This window comes from Streptomyces sp. P5F9, from assembly GCF_057961495.1.
This window is the reverse complement of sequence record NZ_JBXVPZ010000780.1, coordinates 1-2,532: the sequence shown is the minus strand read 5'-3', so window position 1 is coordinate 2,532 and position 2,532 is coordinate 1. Positions and strand designations below refer to the sequence as shown.

The window sequence follows — 2,532 nt, the reverse complement described above, 5'->3', positions numbered from 1 at the left end:
GGTCTTCCCCCGGCGCAAACCGGCACCACCTCCCGCGAACCCGTCGCAGCAGCTCGCCGCCGGCTGAACCGACCCCGCCCCGTTCGCCTTGGGGCCCGTGGCTACTCTGGGGGCATGGACTATGTCTCCGCGCTCGTGCCCCCGGTCGTCATGGCCGTGTTCTTCATCGGACTGATCCGGGTCATCGTGAAGACCCAGGGCGGGGCCATGAAGGCCAAGGAGGACGCGGCCGTCGACGCCGCCATCGCGCGCGCGGAGAGCGCCCGCCAGGCCTCTTCGGCCGCCGACGCCTGAACCCTCCGTTTTCCGCGGCGCCTTCAAGGGCGTACGACTCCCGCACGCACACGCGTGCTTTCCGAGTCGTACGCCCTTTTTGTTCCTTTTCCACTATGGTTCTGAGCTGTGCCTCGCCCATTGGGAGAACTCGAAGACTCGGTCATGACGCGGGTGTGGAAGTGGAACCGCCCGGTGACCGTTCGAGAAGTCCTGGAAGACCTTCAGCGGGAACGGTCCATCGCGTACACCACGGTGATGACCGTTTTGGACAATCTCCATCAGAAGGGCTGGGTGCGTCGTGAGGCGGAAGGCCGGGCCTATCGATATGAGGCGGTCTCCACACGAGCCGCCTACTCCGCCGCCCTGATGAACGACGCCTGGTCCCAGAGCGACAACCCCGCGGCCGCTCTCGTCGCCTTCTTCGGGATGATGAGCGACGAACAGCGTGAGGCCCTCCGCAGCGCCGTACGCATCGTCCAGGGACCGGAAACACCCGAACCCGCGGATGGCGTCCAGAACCCCGGCTCCGCGCCCTCGGGCGGCGGGCGATAGCGTCCGCTCATGTCAGCAGAGCACCCCGAAGTCACCGCGAAAGCCATCACCGTCCGGCGGGCCCGGACCGGCGATGTCGAGGCGGTGCGCCGACTCCTTGACGCCTACGTCCGCGGTCGCATCCTGCTCGACAAAGCGACGGTGACTCTTTACGAGGACATCCAGGAGTTCTGGGTCGCCGAACGGGACGACAACGCCGAGGTCGTCGGCTGCGGGGCACTGCATGTCATGTGGGAAGACCTCGCGGAAGTCCGCACTCTCGCGGTGAAGCCCGGCTTGAAGGGCGCCGGTGTGGGCCATCAGTTGCTGGAGAAGTTGCTGCACACGGCTCGCTGGCTAGGCGTTCGTCGCGTTTTCTGTCTCACCTTCGAAGTGGACTTCTTCTCGAAGCACGGCTTCGTGGAGATCGGTGAGACACCTGTTGACACCGATGTCTACGCGGAGCTGTTGCGTTCCTATGACGAGGGCGTGGCGGAGTTCCTCGGTCTCGAACGGGTGAAACCGAACACCTTGGGCAACAGTCGGATGCTTCTGCATCTGTGATCGCGGCCCCCAATTCGGCCGGGTCGCCCTGCCCAGGTTCCCTATGTCCGAAACGCGCATCTTTCTGGGCGGGGGAGGTCGCTCGGTCTCTCCCAGGGGTTTGTGTTTTTCCAGCAAAAGCGGTTTGCTTTCCGACGTACTGCAGTACTGCATATAACAGGGGACGGCGAAACGGCGGACGCCGCAGACCCCAGGCCCGCAAGTAATCGATGAAAGGAAATCCGGTGGCACAGAAGGTTCAGGTCCTTCTTGTCGATGACCTCGACGGCGGCGAGGCGGACGAGACGGTGACGTTCGCGCTGGACGGCAAGACGTACGAGATCGATCTCACCACCGCGAATGCGGACAAGCTCCGTGGACTTCTCGACGCTTACGTGAAGGGCGGACGCCGTACCGGTGGCCGCGCTTCGGGCGGTCGCGGAAAGGCGCGCGCCGCAACGGGCGGCAGCCAGGACACCGCGCAGATTCGCGCGTGGGCCAAGGAGAACGGCCACGACGTGAACGACCGCGGTCGTGTTCCCGCGGCCATTCGCGAAGCCTACGAGAAGGCCAACGGCTGAGCGCAGGAGCGCCGCAGCCGTACCCGGTGGCACTGAGTGGCCACCGTGTCCACAAGTCGTACGAGATCAGGGGCGTGCCCTACGCCCCCCACGGCCGGCATTGTCGGCAGCGAGGCCTCGACCTCGCACCCCGGCTCGGGGGGTCGCAGCCACACGGCGGCCCCCTGCAAGGGACGCGAACTGCCCGCGGGGAGCGGTTGCGCCTTCGCGACCCCCGAGCCCGGCAGCGGTGCCCCTGAGGGCCTCGCCCCGGGGAACGGCGGCGCCTCCATGTGCCCGTCCGCGCCCAGCGCCACCAGATCCAGCGTCGGCGCCAGAGCGCCCCACTCCAGCCAGTCCAGCAGCCCCGGAAGTTCCTCCGCGCTGCCCGCGGCCACCAGCAGCCGCATCCGGTCGCCCCGTACGGCCACCGGAGAGTCCGGGCCCAGCCGCCAGAGCGCCGCGGCGCCGGCCTCGACCGGCACGTCCAGGACGTCGAAACGCAGGCCCGTGACGAGCCGTAGCGGCTCTCCGGGCACCGTGCGCCACCTCAGTTCGTTCTCGTACCGGTTCCGCTGCCGGTCGTCCGGATCGAGGGGGCGGCGGGGGAGCGGGACCGTGC

5 protein-coding genes are annotated in these 2,532 nt (G+C 67.5%); 4 read left to right on the top strand and 1 reads right to left on the bottom strand.

Going from position 1 to position 2,532, the window contains the following annotated elements; genetic code table 11:
• Positions 1-114: 114 nt before the first annotated feature.
• From AC31A1_RS49955 to AC31A1_RS49940, 4 genes are all read left to right on the top strand, one after another.
• Positions 115-294 carry a hypothetical protein gene (locus tag AC31A1_RS49955; RefSeq protein WP_033286119.1) on the top strand — a complete coding sequence of 60 codons (180 nt, stop codon included), beginning with the start codon at positions 115-117 and terminating at the stop codon, positions 292-294.
• A gap of 144 nt (positions 295-438) precedes the next feature.
• A complete protein-coding gene (locus tag AC31A1_RS49950; protein WP_393751662.1) occupies positions 439-828 on the top strand; it encodes a BlaI/MecI/CopY family transcriptional regulator in 390 nt (129 codons plus the stop codon).
• A gap of 9 nt (positions 829-837) precedes the next feature.
• Positions 838-1,371, top strand: coding sequence for an amino-acid N-acetyltransferase (locus AC31A1_RS49945; RefSeq protein ID WP_019064250.1), 534 nt, complete (start codon positions 838-840; stop codon positions 1,369-1,371).
• A 224-nt stretch (positions 1,372-1,595) separates the two neighbouring features.
• Entirely contained in the window at positions 1,596-1,931 is a 336-nt protein-coding gene (locus AC31A1_RS49940) for a histone-like nucleoid-structuring protein Lsr2 (protein WP_033286117.1), read from the top strand.
• On the opposite strand, the gene AC31A1_RS49935 is transcribed toward AC31A1_RS49940, so the two are convergent.
• A partial coding sequence (locus AC31A1_RS49935) for an SCO3374 family protein (protein ID WP_489659683.1) occupies positions 1,910-2,532 on the bottom strand: 623 nt, incomplete at its 5' end. The genes AC31A1_RS49940 and AC31A1_RS49935 overlap by 22 nt on opposite strands.